Below are 18,094 nucleotides of genomic sequence, written 5' to 3'. Positions count from 1 at the left end.
ACATCGTATTCCTGATATGCTGAATCATAAAAATAAGGAATAGAAATAGGTGAGAGTATGCAGTTAAAGGGATCTAAAATAATAATGGAATGCCTTTTGGAGCAGAAGGTTGATACCATTTTCGGTTATCCGGGCGGTCAGATTATGCCCCTGTATGACGCTTTATACGATTATCAGGACAGAATCAAACATATCTTAACCAGCCATGAGCAGGGGGCAGCCCATGCGGCGGACGGTTATGCAAGATCCACTGGGAAGGTTGGCGTATGCTTTGCAACCAGTGGTCCGGGGGCGACCAATACCGTTACGGGGATCGCCACTGCATATATGGATTCCAGTCCTATGGTAGTAATTACCGGCCAGGTCCCTATTAATCTCATCGGAAAGGATTCCTTTCAGGAAGTCGATATTGTTGGGGTGACGCTTCCGATCACAAAACACAGCTTTTTTTGCAGAACGGTAGAGGAACTTGCTCCCAATATCAGAAATGCTTTTAAAATTGCGGCAAGCGGACGGCCTGGGCCGGTGCTGATCGATGTGCCGAAGAATCTTATGGTAGAGCTTGGCGAATATGAAGCCAGCCTTCCCATGGAGGTTGAACGATGCTGTCCGCCTGCTGATCTGGATTTGATTCGCTCCATTGCTGAAGAGATCAATGCCGCTGAGAAACCGGTAATTTACGCCGGTGGTGGAGTGATTATCGCTGATGCTTCGGAAGAATTAACTCAGATAGCGCATGCCTCTGACATACCGGTTATAACGACGCTCATGAGCATGGGCTCTTTCGACAGAAGGGACCCCCTTTCTTTGGGAATGGTTGGAATGCATGGACAGAAAGAAGCAAACATGGCTGTTCATCACAGCGATTTGATCATTGCCGTGGGTGCACGGTTCAGCGACCGTGTTACAGGAGATACGACCCGTTTTGCCCGTGGCGCGAAGATTGTACATATCGATATTGATCCAGCTGAGTTTGGAAAAAATATGAGGTATGATTACTGCATCCGCTGCGATGTGAAAAGCGCTTTGCAGTCATTGCTGCCGCTCATTGAGAAAACAGAGCGGAAAGAATGGAACGAACGGATCGATACCTGGAAAAAAGAAAAAACAGCAAACTCCCAGAAACTCGATCCCGATAGTATTTTTGATACGATCAATGAGATTCTTGGCGATGATGTTATCATTGCCACTGACGTTGGGCAGCACCAGATGTGGACCGCACAAAAGTGGCCATTCCGAAAACCGAGAACCTTTATCTCTTCCGGGGGCTTGGGTACTATGGGCTTTGGACTGGGAGCGGCTATTGGGGCACAGATCGGGAATCCCGGAAAAAGGGTGGTTCATATCAGCGGAGATGGCAGTTTTCGTATGAACCTCAACGAACTTGCCACGGTGTCGTCTCAGAATCTGCCGATCATTTCTGTAATCATCAAAAACCATACTTTGGGAATGGTGAGACAATGGCAGAAACTGTTTTTTTCTCAGAGATATTCTGCCACCGACTTGCCTGATGTGATTGAATATGATAAACTTGCATCAGCATTCGGTCTTGACGGATGCCTCGTAAGGGAACGGGATGAGCTGATCCGGGCTTTGGAGGAAGCAAAGAAGTCTGGACGCGGTACGGTCATCGCATGCGAGATCTTCATTGATGAGAATGTAGCGCCGATTGTACCTCCGGGAGAAGCCATCAACAATCAATTACTTACAGAAACGCTGGTGTAAAATAAATTGAATTTAAAACAAGAGAACGAATATATCAAAACTCAAGAGGCGGAGCATTTTTCCGCCTCTTTGAATCATGCTATGGAAAGAGGAACAGACCGAGAGCGGACATTCATCAGAATACGAAATTTTTTCAGGAGGCCAAGCAGGCAAGGTGCTGCATTTGCGATCCTTTGTGCTGTGCTCTGGGGTGTTCTTCCAATTTATTGGAAGTCCTTGTCCTCCATTGATCCGATCCTGATTCTCTTTTATAGAATCCTCCTTGCATTTCTTTATGCGCTAACATTAGGACTGTGCATTTATAAACGTGAGGGTTTGCTCAAGCCACTGAAGCAAAAAGGGGTCATGGGTACTTTCTTCTTTTCAGGATTGTTAATCTCCATGAATTGGGGCATCTATATCTGGGCAGTAAACAATGGCTTTCTGATACAGACCAGCATTGGCTATTACATTGAGCCTTTGATTGTTGGGATTTTCGGTGTTGCATTTTTTAAGGAAAAGATCAGCTCATTTAAGCTGGCAGCCTTTGGCTTTGCATGTGCAGGTGTTGCCGTCATCTTGGTGTATTATAGACAAATACCGGGAATTGCCCTAACCCTTGCCCTATCCTTTGCTATGTATGCCGCAATTAAAAAGAGATATCAGCTTGATGCGGTGCTTGCATTGCTTTATGAAACCATGCTTCTGGTTCCCATCGCTTTTGGGATGATTCTTTATTTTGAATTGACCGGAAGGGGAGCTTTTGCAAACGCTCAGCCCTACCAATGGGGGCTGCTGGCTCTCGCTGGTATTTTGACCGGAACACCGCTGCTCTTCTTTGCTATGGCTGCAAACAGAGTAAGCCTGATCACACTGGGAGTGACAGAGTACATCTCTCCGTCGCTCACCTTACTCATTGGAATCTTTCTGTATCATGAGCGATTTGAAGGAGTTCAGCTGGTTACGTTTACCCTGATCTGGATTGGACTTGCTGTTTTCACAGCAGGTGAAATCAGAGAAAGCAGAAAAACTGTTGAGGTTCCCAAGCATGGGGCCGAAGAATCGATTCATAGGAGTGACTGAATGAACAATGCGGAGGAACGATTTCAATTTCCAGTTGATATCAAGAGAGTGACTGCCGGACCGGGCGGAGAAGTGTTTCTCGTCATCGGAAGAAAAATGACGGCGGTTGTTGATTGCGGAATGGCATTCTGCGGTGAACGTCTTGTGGAAAATACTAAGAAAGCACTCGGCGGGCGAAAGCTGGATTATATTTTATTAACCCATAGTCATTATGACCATATGGGAGGATTGCCCTATCTAAAAAAGGAGTGGCCGGAAGCGGTTTCTGTCGGAGCGCAGCATGCACAGAACGTCCTAAATAAGCAGAGTGCAAGGAACGTCATTCGGGAATTATCCTTGGCAGCAGGTGAAATGTACCGCCATTCACAGCAACTTTCAGCATACGGACTGGAATCCGAAGACATTGCTGTTACTTATGATGATCGGGATGTTTCTGTGGATCGAGTGGTGGTAGAGGGCGATCAAATAGAGCTTGGCGGCATGACCTTTCAGGTTCTCGAAACGCCAGGTCATACGGATTGTTCCATCAGTTACTATCTTTTGGAGAAAGGCATATTGTTTTTGTCAGAAACCATGGGATGCCTGACTCCAGATGGAGATATTATGCTTGCTATGCTGAAGGGATACGGACAAACCGTAAGATCCATTGAAAAGGGACGGCAGCTTATGCCCGATTGTATTATTGCGCCCCATTACGGTAAAGTATCGGATTCCTTAATCAAAAACTATTGGAACAGTGTAAAAGAGAAGGCAGACGAATATCGAACTTTTATTTTGGATCGCTATCAATCGGGGCTGTCAGAGGACACGATCTATGAAGAATATAAGTCTGAATACTGGCATAATATTACAAAAAACCAGCAGCCGCTGGAAGCCTTTGAAATCAATGGAAGACTAATTATCAAGGCGATGATTCGTGATCAAAGTGAATACTTGTGAATAAATTCACGTTGCAAATGTAAATCTTTCATAGTAAGATAGCTGTAACGGGCAGAAGTAATCTCTGTTTCATCGGCAGGTTGCTCTTATTGTTGTGGGGTGAAAGTCATGGCCATATTACATGAAAAGTGCGTAGAACTTATCTTTGAACAGGCTGGTATCATAGCAGTCACCGATAAGTATGCAAAATACATATACGTGAATAAACGATGGGAAGAAGATACCGGTATTCCCCGGGATGTCGCCATCGGGAGCTTTAACCATGATCTAATTGAAGGATCACGGGCAATCACTGCGATCAAAACTGGGAAAGCGGTAAGCGGAGACGTATTTATCAAGACTAGGAACGGCAAGGATTTACCGGGAATTATGACCTACATGCCTATCTTTAACGGAGATGATGTGGTCGGATGTTTTATTTCTTCAAGCTTTCTGAGTGTTGATCAGGCTTATGCTTTTCTGGAAAAAATGGAATCCATTACAGCAGAGTACGAGTTCCTCAAAGGCGAATTAAAAAAACGAAGCGGCGCTAGATACTGCGTTGAGGATATTATCGGTGAAAGCGATGCGATCAAGCATCTGAAGGAGCAGATTTATTTCGCTGGCTCGTCCAACTCCACGGTGCTGATCAAAGGAGAAACCGGAACGGGAAAAGAACTGGTTGCCCACTCCATACATAGCTGCAGTACGAGAAGCATCTTTTCTTTCGTAAAAGTGAATTGTTCCGCTATTCCGGAAAATCTTCTGGAATCAGAATTCTTCGGTTATGAGGAAGGAACCTTCACAGGCGGGAAAAAGGGCGGAAAACGCGGCAAGTTTGAAAAAGCGCATCTCGGTTCTATTTTTCTCGATGAGATCAATCACCTTCACTTATCCATGCAGCCCAAGCTTCTTCGGGTTCTTCAGGAAAAGGAGGTTGAACGGCTGGGCACAAGCGAAAGTATTTCTGTTGATGCAAGGGTTATCGCTGCCACAAACGTCTCCCTTCAGGAAATGATCCGGGAAGGAATGTTTCGTGAAGATCTCTATTATCGACTGAATATCATGACCATTTCCATTCCGCCTCTTAGAAAGCGGAGAGAGGATATTCCTCTGCTCACAGATGCGTTCATACAAAAACTGAGCAAACAGATGGGGAGAAATATCAAAGGCATAACGAAGGAAGCAATGTCGTACCTCCAAAACAAAGACTGGCCTGGCAATGTGAGAGAACTGCAGAACGTGATCGAAAGAGCAATTAACGCATCTCGCAGGGATGTTCTGGATCTGTCTGCTTTTGCGGTGGAAGATCACCTTGAAGATCGGGATCAGATGGACTTTTCCAACCTGCGAAGATCAGATTATGAGGATATTAACAAACCGCTTATCGAACGAAAAAGCTCCCTGGAAAAAGAAGCGATCCTAAAGACCCTTGATCTTTGCGAACAGAATAAGAGCAAAGCCGCCAGGATGCTGAATATTTCGAGGACGCTCCTTTATAAAAAGCTTGAAAAATATAAGATTGACATATGAAAGACAAAAACCACGGAGCATGATGGGCAATTTGCTTGTTAAAATGTTAACTGTCAACATATATGTACAATGACTGTTACGAAATGTTTACGGTGTACACAAAGTGTACACCGTTTTTTTGTGTACTTTTTTGTGCTGGAGTTGAAATCTGAATTGATGAAATATGGAATGCATTATAGAAATAGTTTGTTTTTGTTTGTTTTTGTTTAAATTATTTTAAAGATAAATATGATCCTGCTTCATTGGCACAGACCTTGCTTTATTATAGGATCGTGAGATTGTTTAAATATTATCATAACAACCACTTGATTCATTACTTATTTCAGATTTTAAGAGGAAAGAAGGTAGGAGAACAATGTTTGATTACACAGCCGGTCAATTAGAGCTGCAGCAGAAGGTTCGCAACTTTGTATCGGAGCATGTAACACCAAACCTGAGCATCATTGATTCCGGCGATGTGCCTGAGTCAATCTTCAAGGCTTGGTATCAGACAGGTTTGGTCTGTCTGGTGGCACCGAAAGCCGTTGGAGGAATTGAACTGGATACGAAGAGCTGCGCCATCATCATGGAAGAGCTGGCGTTAGGGGACGTGGGACTTGCAACCGCTTTCGGCGCAAACAATCTGGGATCTTATCCCTTGCTGATCGCAGGAACTCTGGAGCAGCAAAAGCAGCATTTCGGACCGATTCTGGAAGGAAAATATGGAGCATTTGCTCTGACTGAGGCTGGTGCAGGATCCGATGCCGGCGCTGTAGCTACTACAGCGGTCAAAAAAGGAGACGAGTACATACTGAACGGTTCCAAGTGTTACATTACCCAGGGTGGCCATGCCATCGATATGGAATCCTCTCTGGTGGTATTTGCTTCTACGGATCGAACCCTGGGCAGCAAAGGTCTGAGTGCGTTTCTAGTAAAGGGCGGAACTCCAGGATTAAGAGTCGGCAAAATTGAAGACAAGATGGGAATCAGAGGTTCGCAGACTGTAGAACTGGTCATTGAAGATCTGAGAGTTCCTGCTTCAGCACTGCTGGGCGCAGAGGGAGACGGAATGAAGATCGCAATGAAGACCCTTGACTCAGGAAGACTCATGGTAGCTGCTCAGTCCATCGGTTGTGGTCAGGCTGCATTAAATGCCGCCGTACGCTACGTTAAGGGCCGCATGGATGGAGGAAAGCCACTTGCAAAGCAACAGGCTGTCACCTTTAAGCTGGCTGAAATGGAAGCTCAGGTAGAAGCTGCAAGACAGCTGGTACATAGAGGAACAGTGCTCAAGGACAACAAGCAGCCATATTCTCATCACTCTGCCATTGCCAAGCTGTTTGCAACCGACATGGCTATGAAGGTAGCACTGGATGCAATGGATATTATGGGAACCTACGGTTATACAAAGGATTCGGAAATCGAAAAAATCTGGAGAGACGCAAGAATTCTTTCCATCTACGAAGGCACAAACCAGATACAGAGACTGGTTATCGCCGGCGGATTGCTAAGATCGTAAAGAGTAGGAGGATATGAAGATGAACTTTGAACTGACAAAGGAACAGCAAATGATAAAGAAAAGTGCGTCTGACTTTGCGGTATCCGTGCTTGAACCCATCGCTTATGAAGACGACAGAAGCGGAGAATTTCCGGCAGCGGCGATCAAGAAAATGGCAGAACACGATTTTCTTGGGATGACCGTTCCGGAAGAATTCGGAGGTCTTGGTTCGGATTTTGTCAGCGTGGCTCTTGTGACAGAAGCGCTAGCAAAAGAAAACGCAGCTGCTGCAGCCATTGCTGTAACCCATGTTGTACTCGCAGCGCAGACCATTGCCAAGTACGGCAGCGATGATCAGAAAAAGAAGTGGCTTCCCTTGATGAAAAGCGGAGAAGCGCTTGGTGGCTATGGCTTTGCGGAGCCGGGAGCAGGACTTGGCAGCGGAGCAGAAAAGTTAACAGCAGTGAAGAGTGGCGATGGTTATGAATTGAACGGAAAAAAGACCTATGTAGCCAATGGTGGAGCAGCTCAGATCTACGTTGTCATTGCACAGACAGACGAAGAAGCGGGACCGAAAGGTTTTTCCGCATTTCTAGTAGAAGGCACTGCCGTCAAGGCAACAAAATCCATTGATAAATTAGGTCTCAGAGCATTCCCTACAGCGGAGCTCGAATTTGCAGGTGCAAAAGCGGAGCTTCTAGGCACGGAAAACCAAGGGGCACAAATTGCTGCTGAGATTCAGGCAAGAGCAGATATCGCTTATGCTGCTATGGCTGCGGGAATCAGTGAGAAAATGCTGGACGCTTCTACGAACCATTGTAAGACAAGAGTTCAGTTTGGCGCTCCCGTTGGAAGGCTTCAGGCAGTCCAGTGGCTCCTTGCAGAAATCGCATCCAGCGTGCATATGATCAAGATGGCAGCTTATGGTTCCGCAGCTTGTGTGGATCAGGGAGGCGACTATTTCCTGGAAGCGGCTTATACGAAGATGTATGCCATGAAAGCCGGTGTTGATGCCGGAATGAATGCAGTACAGATTCACGGGGGAGTCGGCTACAGCAGAGAAGGTAAGATTGAGCGGTACTTCAGAGATATCAGAGGAACATTCCTCGTAGAAAACGCCAATGAATTCCCGCAGAAGGTAATCGCAGGAGCTTTATTAAAATAGTGAAAGGTATAGGAGGTGGCTTCTTTTGAATATTTTACATGATTTTGACTATTATGCGCCAAAAACCAAAGGCGAAGCACTGGAACTGACGAAAAGTCTGGGAAGCAGCGCAAAGGTACTGGCAGGAGGAACAGATTTGATCATCATGATGAAAGAAAAGATGATCAAACCAGAAGCAATCATTGACATCAGCGGCCTTGAGGAGCTGAAAGGAATTGTTTGCAAAGACGGGCAGGGAGCCGAAATCGGAGCCTGCACCACAATCTCAGAAATTGAATTCTCAAAAGATCTGGCTAAGAAGTACAGTGCATTGACCTACGCGGCAGGCGAACTGGGTTCAAACCAGGTAAGAGTAATGGCTACTCTTGGCGGCAATTGCTGTCATTCTTCTCCAGCAGCGGAAACGCCTACTCCATTGTCTGCACTGGGTGCTAAGGTTGTGATCAGCGGTCTTGAAGGAGAAAGAGAACTTCCAATGGAAGACTTTATCCAGGGAAATCGTAAAAATGATCTTCAGCTGGGAGAAATCGTCAGCAAGTTCGTACTTCCCGAACCGGCTCCAAAATCCGCTTGTCGGTATGGATACATCGGTCTGAGAAATGCTATGGAAATCGATGCTGTAAACATGGCAGTCAATATCACGCTTGAAGATGATGGAGCAAAGATCAAAGATGTGAAATTGGTCATGGGTTCCGTATCTCCAAGACCCCTTGTTTCAGAATTGGTTCCTGGTCTCTTAAAAGGAACAGAGCTGACAGAAGAACTCATCGTAAAAGCCGGAGAAGCTGCTCAGAGTGAGGCGAAGCCCATTTCAGACGTAAGAGCTTCTGCAGAATACAGAAAAGATGTGGTTGGTGCATTGGCTAGAAGATTGGTCAAAGAAGCATATGAAGCTGCAAAGGAGGCGTAAGAGGGATGAATAAACAGTTAATCACTTTAGATATCAACGACCAGCTTTATCAGGTAGCGGTAACACCAATGGATATTCTGGTGGATGTCATCAGAAAAGAAGTAGGTCTCACCGGTACGAAAAAGGGCTGCGGCCAGGGTGACTGCGGAGCTTGTACCGTCCTCATCGACGGAAAACCACAGCTCGGCTGCCTGAAGCTTGCAATCGCATGTCAGGGAAAGAAAATTACTACCATTGAAGGTATTGCTGATCCTGTAACAGGAGAACTCCATCCCCTTCAGAAATCCTTCCTGGATCACGGAGCAGTACAGTGCGGATTCTGTACCCCCGGAATGATTCTTTCCTCTAAAGCACTGGTGGATTCCACACCGAATCCAACCATTGACGAAATCAAACGCACACTGGCCGGAAATACCTGCCGCTGCACAGGATATATTCTGATCTTTGAAGCAATCGAGGCTTATGTCAAGGCTCGCGCAGAAGCGGAGGTGAAATAAAATGGGAAAAATGTATGAAGTTTCAAACAAATATCATGAATATAAAGATTACACCAGAGAATTCACCGAAGTTGGCAGAAGCATTCCACGTCTTGACGGTGCTGCTAAGGTAACTGGTAAGGTACAATATACCGACGATTTGGTACTTCCTAGAATGGCTTACGGAAAAATTCTGAGAAGTCCTCATGCTCATGCAATTATCAAAAGCATCGACTTCAGTGAAGCATTAAAGCTGGACGGCGTTTACGACGTTATCACAGGAGCAGACTGCCCCATCGCTTACGGAATCGTACCCCACAATGCCAATGAGCATGCTCTGGCAGTAGGCAAGGTAAGAAACTGGGGTGAAGGCGTTGCTGCTGTAGCTGCAAGAGACGAAGCAACTGCTGAAAAGGCGCTTGAGTTGATTAAGGTAGAATATGAAGTACTGGAAGCACTCGTTGATCCAAGAGAAGCACTGAAGAGAGACGATCTCAGGATCCATGAAGATGCGCCCAACAATATTGCATATGAAGGTGTTCAGGTTTACGGAGAGCCGGAAAAAGCGCTGGAAGAATCTGATTATGTCCTGGAACAGGAGTATTATTCCTCCTATGTAAACCATGCATTTGTGGAACCACAGTCAGCCATCGCAGACTTTGACAACAACACAGGACAGCTGCATCTGTATGCTACTTGTCAGGTTCCCCACTATACTCATCAGCAGCTTTCCAAGGTTCTGGAAATGCCAATGAATAAAATCCGAATCACCGTTCCGCTCATCGGCGGCGGCTTCGGCGGAAAAGGCGTAGCTTCTCAGGCGGATTTCTGCTCTGCGATCCTGTCAAGAAAGATTGGCAGACCTGTAAAGATTACCTATGAGAGAAGTGAAGTTTTTGCAACAAACAATGGACGTCACCCATGCTATATGAAATTTAAGATGGGCTTTGATAAGGACGGAAAGATTACTGCTGTTGACTTCAACAATATCATGGAAGGCGGCGCATACGCAGGCTGGGGTATCGTAGTTCTGTTCTACACAGCATCCATGGTTCACATCCCATACATGGTCCCCAATGTAAGATTTGAAGGGAAGAGAGTCTATACAAACAAGCCTACCTGCGGAGCACATCGTGGACTAGGAGGCGTACAGCCTAGGTTTGCCATGGAGCAGATGCTTGATCAGGCAGCAGCTCATTTTGGAATGAGCCCTTATGAAATCAGAAAACTGAATGCAGCAGAGTCCGGATATACAGCGAAGAGTCTGATGTACGTTCCTCATACTGAGTACAAAAAGTGCCTGGATGATGTTGTACAGCGGTCCGGTTATCTTGAGAAGCACGGAAAGCTTCCTTATGGGAAGGGCATTGGCCTGTCCGGCGGATACTACATCTCCGGAACATCCTATACCCTGTACCTTTCTTATAAACCCCACACCGTGGCTACCATCAAGATCGATGAAGAAAACGGCGCTACCGTATTCTGCGGCGCTACCGATATCGGTCAGGGTGTAGATACCGTCATGGCTCAGATGGCAGCGGAAACCTTAGGCATCAAGACTGAGGATGTTAAGGTAATCCCAAGAGATACCCAGATTTCAACCTTCGACCTGGGTACCTTTGCAAGCCGTCTGACCTTCGCAACGGGCTGGGCTATCAGGAAAGCTGCAGAAAAGGTCAATGCAGAACTGTTCCCTGTTGCCGCTTCCATGTTGAAGTGCAGAGGAGAAGAAATTGCAGTTAAGGATGGAATGTTCTATTCCGTATATGAAAAGAAAAAGAAGAATATTCCTTGGAGTGATGTCGTTACCATGTACATCGAGTCCAATGGGCCGTTGACTTGCACAGGACAATTTACTCCTCCAAGAAGAAAGGGTATCCAGCAGGGCGGAAATATCGGACATTCACCGACCTTCGGATTCAGCGCTCAGATTGCGGAAGTAGATGTGGATCTGGAAACCGGTAAAGTTCATGTTACGAAGATCACAGAAGCAGGCGACTGCGGACAGCCAATCAATCCTATGAGCGTAGAGGGACAGGTTCACGGCTCCATCCAGATGGGTATGGGTCAGGCGCTTTATGAAGAAATGAAGATCGCACCAGACGGAAAATTCATCAACCCATCCTTCCACGATTACAAGCTGCCGACTTCCATGGATATGCCGGAAATCGATGCCAGCATTGTGGAAGCCTTCGATCCTTCTGCTCCATACGGGGGAAAGGAATCTGGAGAAGGTCCGATTCAGCCAACTGCACCTGCTATCTTCAATGCAGTCTATGACGCCATTGGAGTCAGATTTACTGAGATGCCGCTGACACCAGAAAAGGTGCTCAATGCCATCAAAGCAAATAAGGCAAAATAATAAAAAATAAAAACAGTTAATTTACAGTCCGGCGGCAGGGCTTACTGCGCTGCTGCCGGACTACATTCTGTAATTGCAAACAAGGAAACGAAAGGGAACAGACTATGCGACAATTGAAGTTCAGGGCCTGGGATGATGAGGCAAAAAAGATGTATTCACCCGAAGCCTTGGAGCAGCCGGAAATAGAAGACAGTACAAAGAAAACAATCTATTCCTATCTCTCCTTCGGCGTTCTCTATATTTATGATTTTCGTTCAGAGGAGCCAGTAGAGTTTGTACCAATGCAGTATACGGGTTGGTACGATAAGAATAAGAACGAGATCTGCGAGGGCGATGTAGTCCAGCTGGAAGGAGCACTTCATCAAGTAATCTGGAGTGATGAAATTGCAAGCTTTATCATCCTGTCCCACGACGGTATGGTCATGATGGGCGGAGAATATCTGGCGGATAACATTGAAATTGTCGGTAATATCTACGAAGATCCGGGCTTGATCAGCTACAGGTAATAAGGAGGACACATCCATGCGGTTAATAGACAAAGCTGCTCTTTTGCAGTTAATGGACGGAAAAAGAGTGGACTTTTATCTGGAAGATGACATGTTTGAAATTGAAGGTTTAGCGGAATGCCAGAACGATACTGTCGTAATCAAGGTTCTTGATGCAGTTGGTCATATCCTAGAAATGTGTGGAGACTATCTTGAAATCGAGGCGAAGAATCGCAGGCTCTACGCAAAGAGAAGGGATACCGGAAAAATCTTCGAGATGGAGATCAATCGGATTTATGAAAGACTGGTAGACCCGGATGCAGAAGCATTTTTACACAAATGGAATTTCGGAGTAGAGCAGTTCTTTCACAAGAAGACCGATACGCTGGTTTGGTTTGATGAGGCCGAAGACAAATGGGTCATCGAGCTTAATAAAATCAATATGTATTTCAGTGGAAACCGGACTTCCTATGAAAGTCTGGAACAACTGTTTGCAGCCAACCGTGAGCATATGGAAGGCGATTGGCAGGCGATAACCTACAGTTCTGCCGTGGAGGATGATGATACCTATGGGAAAGATTGTTGTTGAATCCAACTACAGGAGATTTGAGCCGGTTGGTCAGGAGGATATGTGTGCAAACTGTCCTTCCAGCTGTAAGACATCCTGTGCAAGGGTACTGATGCAAAAACACGATACCAATATGGAAAAGGATTTTGAAGGCTTTAAAGTGGTCTTTGAAAAGAGGAACCAAGAAATTTAATAATAATGACCGTTTCTTTATGCAAAAAAACGCTATCAATCCGTATTACCCTTTATTGTTAAAAAATAAACAAAGAAAGCGGAGGAAAATAACTATGGATCTTAAGAAAAAAAGATGGTTTATCCTGGGAGCGAGTCTGGTAATCAATTTGTGCATCGGTTCCGGTTACGCATGGAGCGTATTTGCGGGACCACTGATCAAAACCTTTGGATGGACAGCAGCAGCAACGGCTCTGACCTTTACAATTGCCAATGCAGTCAGCCCAATTACCATGATTACAGGCGGAAAAATTCAAGATAAGTATGGCCCGAAATGGGTAATCTTTGCGGGAGGGATTCTCTTCGGAGGCGGTATCTTCCTTTCCGGATTGACCACTTCTCTGGCATGGCTGTATGTAACCTACGGGATTATTGCAGGGTTTGGAATGGGTCTGGTTTATAGCTGTACCATCGCAAATACCGTTAAATTTTTCCCAGACAAGAGAGGTCTCGTTGGTGGTCTTGCTACAGCAGGATACGGCTCCGGCGCAATCATTTTCGCACCGATCGCTCAGCAGATAATTGCAGGAAACGGTGTACTGTTCACTTTTAAAACATTAGGAATTATCTATCTTGTTGTTATTTTGGTCGGTTCACGCTTTATCATGACAGCACCGGCTGGATATAAACCGGAAGGATGGGAACCACCTGCAATTACAGCCACATCTGCAAATACAGGAAAAGACAAGACCTGGTCACAGATGCTTGCAGATCCTCTTTTCTACTTACTGGTTGTCATGTTCGTTATCGGCGCTATGGCCGGACTTATGATCATCAGCCAGGCATCACCGATCGCACAGGAAGTTATCGGAGTAGATCCGGCTCTTGCCGCTGTGGCAGTAAGCTGCGTGGCCATTGCCAATACCTGCGGACGTGTTATTTGGGGATGGATCTCCGATAAGATCGGCAGATATAACGCGCTTCCATTGATGTATATCTTATCCGGCGCAATGATGTTTGCACTCTCCACAATAGGAGCAGGACAGTTTGCTTTATTTGTTGTCGTCGTTATGGCCATCGGTTTCTGCTTCGGCGGATTTATGGGCGTATTCCCAGCTCTGACAGCAGACAGCTTTGGCGCTAGAAATAACGGCGTAAACTATGGATTTATGTTTACCGGTTTTGCAATCGGTGCGTATGTAGGCCCTGTTTTAGCAGCTACAGTAAAGGCAAATAATAACGGCGCTTATACCAACGCATTTCTCATTGCTGCCGCGCTGAGCATCGTAGGAATCGTTTTGACTTTTATCGTCAGAACGATGAAGAAGAAAGCTGCAGCAGCGACATCCAAGGCGTAACATAGGAATAGACATTATGATTCACAGCTGATCAAGGCGAAGCCGTTGCCTTTTTGCCCCAAGCTTGCTTGGCATGGCAAAACGGACAGCAGTTCCCGAAGGGAACAGGAGGCGAAGCCGTTGCCAGCTGCAGATGAGACCGCAATGTCTTCACCACAGCTGTGAATCGTTAAATACCGGAGTTCTTTGTAGAAGGGGTTTCTATCATGAGTATCATTGACAAGAGCAGGAAAATAGAAATAACAGTTCAGCGGGTGGATAGCATACCCTGCAGCCTGGTTGGTAAGAAAATGGTGTTTTCGGCAGACGGCGCAATTGAGACTGAGCCATGGCAGCTTCCGTGGCCCATGCCATGGATTGAATCGGTTTGCAGGACCTTTGCCATGGAGAACATCGGCGTATCACAAACGAAGTCAGCACGGCTATATAATCCTGACGAACCTGATCAATACATTGAGATTCTGGCGAAAAGCTATGTTGACCTGACCATCGGACAGCTGGCAGATCAGGTGTCTGAACTGTATGGTGAGCGTGAGGCATTGATCAGCAGCACCAGCAGCAGAAGGTACACCTATGGCCAATTCAGGGAGTTTTCCGGAAAGCTTGCAAAAGGACTGATTTCAATCGGCTTGCAGAAGAGTGATAAAGTTGCGGTTTGGGCAGTGAATTCACCGGAATTTGTCCTCGCACAGTTTGCAATTGCGAAAGCCGGGGGTATTATGGTGCCGCTCAACGCCTATGAAAAGGAAATGAGAATGGAGACCCTGCTGAGGCATTCGGATACCAGTACGCTGATCATGCAAGTAGGAACAAAAGCCACAGAGAATATAGAAATTCTTTACAGGCTGTGTCCGGAACTTTGTGAAGCAGTACCAGGAAGACTGCGGTCGGAGCGGTTTCCAATGCTCAAAAACGTTATTGTAATCAGCGATGAAGAATATCCCGGAACCTATCGGTGGTCAGAGCTGCTCCAAATGGGAAGCACTGTGGATGACACGGAACTTTCTCACCGGCAGAAGCAATTAAGCTATGAAGATACAGTACATATGATCTACACCTCTGGCACCACAGGGACTCCCAAAGGCGTTATGTTAAACAGCGCAAATGTCATTGAAAATGCGAATGCAATGGCAGACCGCATGGAACTTACCGAGAAGGATGTAATGTGTGTACAGGCGCCAATGTTCCACTGTTTTGGTTGTGTAGCCTGCATCCTTACTGCTGTTTCAAGGGGCGGAGCGATGGTTATGGTAGATAAGTTCCGTCCGGAGATTACCATGTCACTGATTGAGCGGGAAAAATGTACCGTGGTTTCTGGTGTACCTACAATGTTCATCGGTTTTATTCATGAAATGGAAAAAAACTGCTATGATTTCTCATCGGTTAGAACAGGGATTATAGCTGGGGCGTCATGTCCTCCGAAATTGATGGAGGATATTCAAAACTTGCTTGGAATCCCAAAGTTGGTTTCATCTTATGGTCTGACAGAGGCTTCGCCTTGTGTAACCGCGGTTTACGCAGATGATCCTTTGGAATGGAAGTCCACTGCGGCTGGCGCACCGATTCCGGGTGTGCAGGTTCGCATTATGGATTCCACCACCAAGGAAGAAGTTACCGATGGAAGCTGCGGCGAAATCTGGGTTAAGGGCTACAATCTCATGCAGGGATATTATTGCATGCCTGATGAGACTGCAAAGGCAATTGATGCAGATGGCTGGCTTCATACAGGAGATATCGGTTGTCTTGCAGATAACGGTTATCTAAGTATCAAAGATCGTAGCAAGGACATCATCATCAGGAGTGGTGAGAATATCAGTCCGAAAGAGATAGAAGATTTCCTCCATACCCATGATGCTGTGGCGGAAGCGGCTGTTGTTGGCGTTTCCAGTTATCTGTACGGAGAAGAAGTTGTTGCATTTATCAGAGTGAAGGATGACAGGAACTTGACTGAGAATGAGATTAGGGAATATTGCAGGGGAAAAATATCTACCAATAAAATGCCAAGATGGGTTGTGTTTCTCGACCGATTCCCCGTCTCCGATTCGGGAAAATGTCTGAAATCTGAGCTCAGGCGGCATGCCGCGGAGCTGAAAGAGAAAAAAATCATCAGTTAATTCATTATTTGAGGAAACATGGATAACTTGCTAGATATACTGAAATCCATGGATGTTTCCCCTAAGAAAAAGGAGAGCTGAGTATGGCAAAAGTAATTACCGTAAAAGAAGCGGCAGAACTATTTCAGGACAATATCAGTGTTGGTACCGCAGGATTCGGTTTGGCAGGCTGGCCAGAAGAGATCGCCATTGCTGTCGGAAAGAGATTTGAGGAAACCGGTCACCCGAGAAATCTCACCCATATCCATGCGGCAGGACTGGGAAATTGGGGCTTAGGGCCTAAGGGAGAACGGGGCGAAGGCGTTTGGGCTCAGGAAGGGCTCATGACAAGATTCATCGGATCCCATGCAGGTTCCTCTCCTTCCGTCTTTAAGATGATTACAGAGAATAAGATCATGGCATGGAATCTTCCACTTGGTACCATTCTTCAGATTTGGCACGAAGCAGGAAGAAAAGCTCCCGGAATCCTGACAAAGACTGGTCTTGGGACTTTTATTGATCCCCGGTTTGACGGCGGAAAGCTCAATCCTTTGACCAAGGAAAAGGGAGAGGATCTTGTAACGTACATACCTGATTTTATGGGCGAAGAGTATCTTTTCTACAAAGCATGGCCCATTGATATCGGATTCATGCGAGGAACAACAGCAGATGAGAATGGCAACATTACCTGTGAAAAAGAATCCCACAATCTTGAAATGCTGTCTGTTGCGCAGGCCGCGAAAGCAAACGGAGGAATTGTTATTGTTCAGGTCGAAACCCTTGCAAAGGCAGGCAGTCTCAATCCAAAGCTTGTTAAAGTGCCTGGAATCTATGTAGACTATATCGTCGTTGCAGAAGATCCCGAAAATATCATGCAGACCCAGGGAACAAAGTATAACAGAGCCTTTACCGGCGAAGTACGTGTACCTCTTCAATCGAGTATGAAGCCTATTCCTTTTGATGAAAAAAAGGTAATGGTCCGAAGAGTCACTCAGGAGATTCAACCTGGATTCAAATGCAATTTTGGTATTGGAGTTCCAACCCATACGGGCAACGTAATGGCAGAAGAAGGCTGTGCAAATACCATTACGATGATTTCTGAATCAGGAAGCATCGGCGGAGTTCCGGGCGGTGGAAACGACTTCGGCGCACACTGGAATATTGAAGCTTCCTGCGATCAGGGCGATCATTTCAGTTTCTTTGACGGCGGCGGTCTGGATCTTGGGGTATTTGGACTGAGTGAAGTCGATAAGGACGGGAATGTGAATACAAGTCTACTGAACGGTAAAATTATGGGAGTCGGCGGATTTGCAAATATTGCGGCAACTGCTAAGCATGCGGTTTTCGTAGGAACTTTCACTGCAGGCGGAATTGAGTGCAAAGTGGAAGATGGCAAGATGGTCATCGTTCAAGAAGGGAAATTTAAGAAATTTGTTGAGAAGTGCCCGCAGCTTACCTTTAATGCGGAACAATCCTTAAAGCGCGGAAATCACATCATATTTATCACGGAACGCTGTGTCATTACAAGAACCATGGAAGGTATGATTCTGACAGAAATCGCACCGGGCATTGATCTTCAGACGCAAATTCTGGATCAGATGGGTTTTGCTCCAATCATTCCAGAAGGCGGACCGAAATTAATGGATCCCGAACTGTTCCAGCCCGTATGGGGAAAACTGAAAGAACAGATGAGTCAGAAATAACAGCTTTAAGAGCATGAAAAACCATCAGGAAAACCGGAGCGCAGAAGCGTTTCGGTTTTCTGAATCTTTAGCTGGCTCTCGCAGAGGA

General features: G+C 46.0%; 15 protein-coding genes. All 15 read left to right on the top strand.

The window, feature by feature from the left end; genetic code table 11:
* The first annotated feature begins 57 nt into the window (after nucleotides 1-57).
* The 15 genes from ilvB (at nucleotide 58) to FRZ06_06915 (ending at nucleotide 18,006) form a co-directional block, all read left to right on the top strand.
* On the top strand, nucleotides 58-1,725 hold the full coding sequence (gene ilvB, locus FRZ06_06985) for a biosynthetic-type acetolactate synthase large subunit (GenBank protein ID QOX63104.1): 1,668 nt from the start codon (nucleotides 58-60) through the stop codon (nucleotides 1,723-1,725).
* A 6-nt stretch (nucleotides 1,726-1,731) separates the two neighbouring features.
* Nucleotides 1,732-2,787, top strand: coding sequence for an EamA family transporter RarD (rarD, locus tag FRZ06_06980; GenBank protein ID QOX63103.1), 1,056 nt, complete (start codon nucleotides 1,732-1,734; stop codon nucleotides 2,785-2,787).
* Nucleotides 2,788-3,726 carry an MBL fold metallo-hydrolase gene (locus tag FRZ06_06975; protein QOX63102.1) on the top strand — a complete coding sequence of 313 codons (939 nt, stop codon included), beginning with the start codon at nucleotides 2,788-2,790 and terminating at the stop codon, nucleotides 3,724-3,726.
* Between the two features lie 108 nt (nucleotides 3,727-3,834).
* Nucleotides 3,835-5,238, top strand: coding sequence for an AAA family ATPase (locus FRZ06_06970; protein QOX63101.1), 1,404 nt, complete (start codon nucleotides 3,835-3,837; stop codon nucleotides 5,236-5,238).
* 355 nt (nucleotides 5,239-5,593) lie between these two features.
* Nucleotides 5,594-6,736, top strand: a complete 1,143-nt coding sequence (locus tag FRZ06_06965) for an acyl-CoA dehydrogenase (GenBank protein QOX63100.1) — start codon at nucleotides 5,594-5,596, stop codon at nucleotides 6,734-6,736.
* Nucleotides 6,737-6,755: 19 nt separating this feature from the next.
* Complete coding sequence (locus tag FRZ06_06960; protein ID QOX63099.1) at nucleotides 6,756-7,880, top strand: acyl-CoA dehydrogenase; 1,125 nt, start codon at nucleotides 6,756-6,758, stop codon at nucleotides 7,878-7,880.
* 25 nt (nucleotides 7,881-7,905) lie between these two features.
* Nucleotides 7,906-8,790, top strand: coding sequence for a xanthine dehydrogenase family protein subunit M (locus tag FRZ06_06955; protein ID QOX63098.1), 885 nt, complete (start codon nucleotides 7,906-7,908; stop codon nucleotides 8,788-8,790).
* A gap of 5 nt (nucleotides 8,791-8,795) precedes the next feature.
* Nucleotides 8,796-9,287 carry a (2Fe-2S)-binding protein gene (locus tag FRZ06_06950; protein ID QOX63097.1) on the top strand — a complete coding sequence of 164 codons (492 nt, stop codon included), beginning with the start codon at nucleotides 8,796-8,798 and terminating at the stop codon, nucleotides 9,285-9,287.
* 1 nt (nucleotide 9,288) lies between these two features.
* On the top strand, nucleotides 9,289-11,628 hold the full coding sequence (locus FRZ06_06945; protein ID QOX63096.1) for a molybdopterin-dependent oxidoreductase: 2,340 nt from the start codon (nucleotides 9,289-9,291) through the stop codon (nucleotides 11,626-11,628).
* 104 nt (nucleotides 11,629-11,732) lie between these two features.
* Entirely contained in the window at nucleotides 11,733-12,134 is a 402-nt protein-coding gene (locus FRZ06_06940; GenBank protein ID QOX63095.1) for a hypothetical protein, read from the top strand.
* A gap of 16 nt (nucleotides 12,135-12,150) precedes the next feature.
* Nucleotides 12,151-12,702, top strand: coding sequence for a hypothetical protein (locus FRZ06_06935; protein QOX63094.1), 552 nt, complete (start codon nucleotides 12,151-12,153; stop codon nucleotides 12,700-12,702).
* Complete coding sequence (locus FRZ06_06930) at nucleotides 12,683-12,874, top strand: hypothetical protein (GenBank protein QOX63093.1); 192 nt, start codon at nucleotides 12,683-12,685, stop codon at nucleotides 12,872-12,874. The genes FRZ06_06935 and FRZ06_06930 overlap by 20 nt, the downstream gene beginning before the upstream one ends.
* 94 nt (nucleotides 12,875-12,968) lie before the next feature.
* Nucleotides 12,969-14,210 carry an OFA family MFS transporter gene (locus tag FRZ06_06925; protein ID QOX63092.1) on the top strand — a complete coding sequence of 414 codons (1,242 nt, stop codon included), beginning with the start codon at nucleotides 12,969-12,971 and terminating at the stop codon, nucleotides 14,208-14,210.
* A 206-nt stretch (nucleotides 14,211-14,416) separates the two neighbouring features.
* On the top strand, nucleotides 14,417-16,324 hold the full coding sequence (locus FRZ06_06920; GenBank protein ID QOX63091.1) for an AMP-binding protein: 1,908 nt from the start codon (nucleotides 14,417-14,419) through the stop codon (nucleotides 16,322-16,324).
* Nucleotides 16,325-16,407: 83 nt separating this feature from the next.
* On the top strand, nucleotides 16,408-18,006 hold the full coding sequence (locus FRZ06_06915) for an acylcoa--acetate/3-ketoacidcoatransferase (GenBank protein QOX63090.1): 1,599 nt from the start codon (nucleotides 16,408-16,410) through the stop codon (nucleotides 18,004-18,006).
* The last annotated feature ends 88 nt before the right edge of the window (nucleotides 18,007-18,094 follow it).

The organism is Clostridiales bacterium (assembly GCA_015243575.1).
Taxonomy (GTDB): domain Bacteria; phylum Bacillota; class Clostridia; order Peptostreptococcales; family Anaerovoracaceae; genus Anoxybacterium; species Anoxybacterium hadale.
The sequence above is the reverse complement of the archived record's forward strand: the minus strand, read 5'-3'. Positions and strand labels throughout refer to the sequence as shown.

Bases quoted from the DNA above. Each gene is read 5' to 3' on its own strand.
- ilvB (QOX63104.1), top strand. From the start codon at position 58: ATGCAGTTAAAGGGATCTAAAATAATAATGGAATGCCTTTTGGAGCAG.
- FRZ06_06975 (QOX63102.1), top strand. From the start codon at position 2,788: ATGAACAATGCGGAGGAACGATTTCAATTTCCAGTTGATATCAAGAGA.
- FRZ06_06970 (QOX63101.1), top strand. From the start codon at position 3,835: ATGGCCATATTACATGAAAAGTGCGTAGAACTTATCTTTGAACAGGCT.
- FRZ06_06965 (QOX63100.1), top strand. From the start codon at position 5,594: ATGTTTGATTACACAGCCGGTCAATTAGAGCTGCAGCAGAAGGTTCGC.
- FRZ06_06960 (QOX63099.1), top strand. From the start codon at position 6,756: ATGAACTTTGAACTGACAAAGGAACAGCAAATGATAAAGAAAAGTGCG.
- FRZ06_06950 (QOX63097.1), top strand. From the start codon at position 8,796: ATGAATAAACAGTTAATCACTTTAGATATCAACGACCAGCTTTATCAG.
- FRZ06_06945 (QOX63096.1), top strand. From the start codon at position 9,289: ATGGGAAAAATGTATGAAGTTTCAAACAAATATCATGAATATAAAGAT.
- FRZ06_06940 (QOX63095.1), top strand. From the start codon at position 11,733: ATGCGACAATTGAAGTTCAGGGCCTGGGATGATGAGGCAAAAAAGATG.
- FRZ06_06935 (QOX63094.1), top strand. From the start codon at position 12,151: ATGCGGTTAATAGACAAAGCTGCTCTTTTGCAGTTAATGGACGGAAAA.
- FRZ06_06930 (QOX63093.1), top strand. From the start codon at position 12,683: ATGGGAAAGATTGTTGTTGAATCCAACTACAGGAGATTTGAGCCGGTT.
- FRZ06_06925 (QOX63092.1), top strand. From the start codon at position 12,969: ATGGATCTTAAGAAAAAAAGATGGTTTATCCTGGGAGCGAGTCTGGTA.
- FRZ06_06920 (QOX63091.1), top strand. From the start codon at position 14,417: ATGAGTATCATTGACAAGAGCAGGAAAATAGAAATAACAGTTCAGCGG.
- FRZ06_06915 (QOX63090.1), top strand. From the start codon at position 16,408: ATGGCAAAAGTAATTACCGTAAAAGAAGCGGCAGAACTATTTCAGGAC.